Source organism: Methanospirillum sp. (assembly GCF_028679455.1).
Classification (GTDB): Archaea; Halobacteriota; Methanomicrobia; order Methanomicrobiales; family Methanospirillaceae; genus Methanospirillum.
In genome coordinates this window covers 1-3,392 of sequence record NZ_JAJRBM010000379.1, presented here as the reverse complement: position 1 = coordinate 3,392, position 3,392 = coordinate 1, and the positions used below count along the sequence as shown (strand labels likewise).

Sequence of the window (3,392 nt, the reverse complement as noted above, 5' to 3'; positions counted from 1 at the left end):
CTCATATCTGCGAAGACATCAAAATCCTCATTCTTGCGCAGTTCATCAAAGATAACAAAATCAGGTCTGACCAGGAGCATGACGTCCGCGGTATTGACCATACTACCGTCAAGAGCGGTATACTGTGTGATCTGATCCGGAACCTGCATCTCCCGTGGCTGTTCCATTGTCTTCACAATGCAGCCGGAGTCTGAAAGATAGGTAGCGATTGCCTGAGCAAGTGTGGTCTTCCCGCATCCGGGGGTCCCGGTGATCAGGATGCCTGGCTTCTCACTCTTGAGCAGTTTTTTGATGACATCTGACGGGGCATAATCAGGAAGACCCAGATCTACGATCGGGCGAACTGCCGTGATCTCCATGCCATCAGAGAAGGGCCTGCGGGCAATTGATATCCGCATGGATCCGATCTGAACAACGGTTACTCCACGTTTCTCGATCTCAATAAAGCCGTCAGGATCCCGCTTTGCCCGCTCCAGGATCTCCTGTGCCATAGATCTGAGTTCATACTCAGTACAGAGCGTCTCTCTGACGGTGATGGTCTCTGTTTTTCCGATGGTTCCTTTTCGTGCCATCGGTTTAGCCCGTTCTTTCAGGTATACCGCGATGGTATACTCGTCAAAAAACTGATCGATTGCAAGTGGTGTAAAGTCCTCGACCTGAGGTCTCAAATATAATACATCAAGCCCTTTTGCCTTTGCTACCTCGGACTGAACCACATCGCTCGTGATAAACCTTGCTCCGTGGGTTATGGCAACTCTGCGGATAAGGGAGTCAATTTCTCCGCCACTGGCAAGTTTTACCTGCTCCAGTGTCGGGCGTTCCCCATAGAACTCTATTGATATTATACCTTTTTCGGCTAGTTTACACAATTCCTGGAGTTCAGTCAGGCCTGAGAATCCTATCTCACGTCCCTGGTTTGCCTGAGCCTCCAGTTCGGCAACAACTGCTTCCGGTATTATTATTTGAGCTCCGTTATATTCACCTGTATCGATGAGAGTGGTGATGCGACCGTCTATAACGACGCTAGTATCTGGAACCAATTTCAAAAATATTCACCACTTATAACGTGGTCATTCATTCCTTTTATTATATACCTTATCCGGCTCAAATAGGCGGTCTGCTATTATTTTACCGTTGATAGTCCGATAAAAACAGGTCCAGTGTCCGGTGTGACATGCCGCGCATTGCTGGGAAACCACGTAGATCAGGGTATCTGCATCACAGTCAATCAGGATCTCATGGATCTTCTGAAAATTTCCCGACTCCTCACCTTTTTTCCAGATTTTTTTGCGGGATCTGCTGTAATAATGGGCATATCCTGTCTCTCTTGACAGATCAACCGCTTCCTGGTTGGCATACGCAAGCATCAGAACATCTTTGGTTTTAGTATCCTGGGCAATGACAGGGATCAGGCCGTGTACATCAAAATTGAGTTCGATTGGATCTGACTCATCAGGATTCATGAGAACACCAGCCTGATGAGCAGTCCAAAAAGGTCACCCAGAAAGAGAGCCGTGAGAAGTCCCCCTGTGATTGGGATCAGGAATGGTACTCCGTAACTGATCCAGACGGTTCCTGCTTTTCGGTACAGCGCAAGTTCTTTGCGGTAGCGTTCAGGGTGTTCCTTGAGCGATTTGGTGTACACTCGTCTGCCACCTGATACAAGATCCTTTATCGCTGCACCGATCCCGATGAAGGTTCGTTGCACCTCTCCGTTTACCTCGGTGAACTCCTCCATCACGATCCCAAATTTGTCCTCGATCTCGGAACCTTTCACCGGAAATCCGAGGAAGAGGTATGGAAGCGGGGCACGGTTTCCCCGGATTACATTCATTATAAAAAATGTAACCGGAAGGATGAGGTTGATGACTACTGCGTTGAAGAGCACACTGAAGGGGAGGAATACATATGGTGGGAATCCGAAGACCGGGTATCCTGTCAGAGGGACGAAGGGAAAACAGGGGATGAGGACGGTGATCAGGATCAGGGCTTTCGTATCTGCCATCCCGACCAGATTAAATCTGGTGAAGAGGTAGAATGCCACCACAAAGAAGAGGATTAGTGGAATGAGCGGCATCATCAGGCGGAGATCACCAGCAGTTATCACCGAATACCAGAACCAGATGAGCATCGGAATGCCTATGGCAACTGCCGGATACCACATTACCACCGGAACTGCTCGTTCCCTGATATCTTCCCTACAACCGTATATGAGCGTGATGATCAGGGCTATCGCATTGATCAGCAGGGGGAGCATGACCGCAGGCATGCTGAACAAATCCATGATACCTCTTCTCTTCGATCCTTAATTTCGTGTTCGATCCTGGATGATAGTCACCGCTTGAGAACACCCATATCAGAAAGCCGTGCAGGGAGATACTCATCAGTAACAAAATCAAGCCCCCGTGCTGCAAAAGCCTGCTGTTCTGACTTCAGGTTTAATGAAAGCTGCAGATTGATCTGCTCGTGCCAGTAATCTGTTGCAAACCGTGGATCTGTCAGTTCAGATTTGAGGGCAGCGATATCCTGGTCGCTCAGTTTGTCAGATGGGAGATCATAATCCCTGATGTCAGTTGGCTGTACCCCGATGAATCGGGCAGACGGTGTTGCGAGAATATCTGAAATATGGGCACTTTTGATTGATCCGTATGCAACTGACGCATAGATCCGGTACGACCACGGGTCACCATCGGTAAATACGGTGATTGGGAGTTCAAATTCTTTTGCAAGCCGGTTGAGCATCCGACGGGTAGACCTTGCTGGCTGACCTTTAAGGTGGACGAGGATGGCATCGTACTTTTCATCGAATCCGTTCTCGATCAGGCGGGCGTACATACCACCGGTCTCTATTGCGATGACCATCTTGGCATCATGTTCAACGAGTTCCAGTTTTTCCACATTTGTCGGGATCTGGTATCCCGCCTCTCCGACATCATTTGCACAGTGAATATTTTTTGGACCCATACGGGTCTCTTCCCTGACTACAAGCGGACCGAATATACTTGCCCCACTCTCTTCAGGCCTGAGGTTGAATTGTTCTCGTTGAACATCGGTAAGGATCTCAAGATCCTCAATAAGAAGGTTTGAGTCGTTCTGAGTTGCAAACTTAGCCCGTTTCCATCCCTCAGAGATGTAATACAGTTCTCTTAAGGTTGAAGACCTGCTTTCGACGATCTGGTGCCTGATAAACCAGATTACATATGCCATCTTGAGAATATGGAGGGCACTTTTTTCACTTCCGGCTTCGCGAAATCGTTCCCGGTCGCCGTACTTCCATGCATCAATACCCTCATCGTATTCGATGTTCTTCTTGGTCCTGGTGGGCATCGTGATGGAGGGGAGATCACCCTTGGTCATCTGGGAATACCATTGTCTGGGAATCCCCAGAAGTT

The 3,392-nt window shown here is 48.6% G+C and carries 4 protein-coding genes; all 4 read right to left on the bottom strand.

Going from position 1 to position 3,392, the window contains the following annotated elements; genetic code table 11:
• Positions 1-1,046, bottom strand: a 1,046-nt coding sequence (locus LUQ50_RS12915; RefSeq protein ID WP_300040294.1) for an ATPase, T2SS/T4P/T4SS family, incomplete at its 3' end; no start/stop codon positions are given.
• A 24-nt stretch (positions 1,047-1,070) separates the two neighbouring features.
• The gene (gene hisI / locus LUQ50_RS12910; RefSeq protein WP_300040298.1) at positions 1,071-1,439 is read right to left on the bottom strand and encodes a phosphoribosyl-AMP cyclohydrolase; all 369 of its coding nucleotides are present in this window, start codon (positions 1,437-1,439) and stop codon (positions 1,071-1,073) included.
• A gap of 20 nt (positions 1,440-1,459) precedes the next feature.
• Positions 1,460-2,284, bottom strand: a complete 825-nt coding sequence (locus tag LUQ50_RS12905; protein WP_300040292.1) for an A24 family peptidase C-terminal domain-containing protein — start codon at positions 2,282-2,284, stop codon at positions 1,460-1,462.
• Between the two features lie 50 nt (positions 2,285-2,334).
• On the bottom strand, positions 2,335-3,392 hold a 1,058-nt coding region (locus LUQ50_RS12900), incomplete at its 5' end, for a DNA topoisomerase IV subunit A (protein ID WP_367279014.1).

Excerpts from the sequence above, each read along its gene's own strand:
- LUQ50_RS12905 (WP_300040292.1), bottom strand. The coding sequence starts at position 2,284 with ATGGATTTGTTCAGCATGCCTGCGGTCATGCTCCCCCTGCTGATCAAT.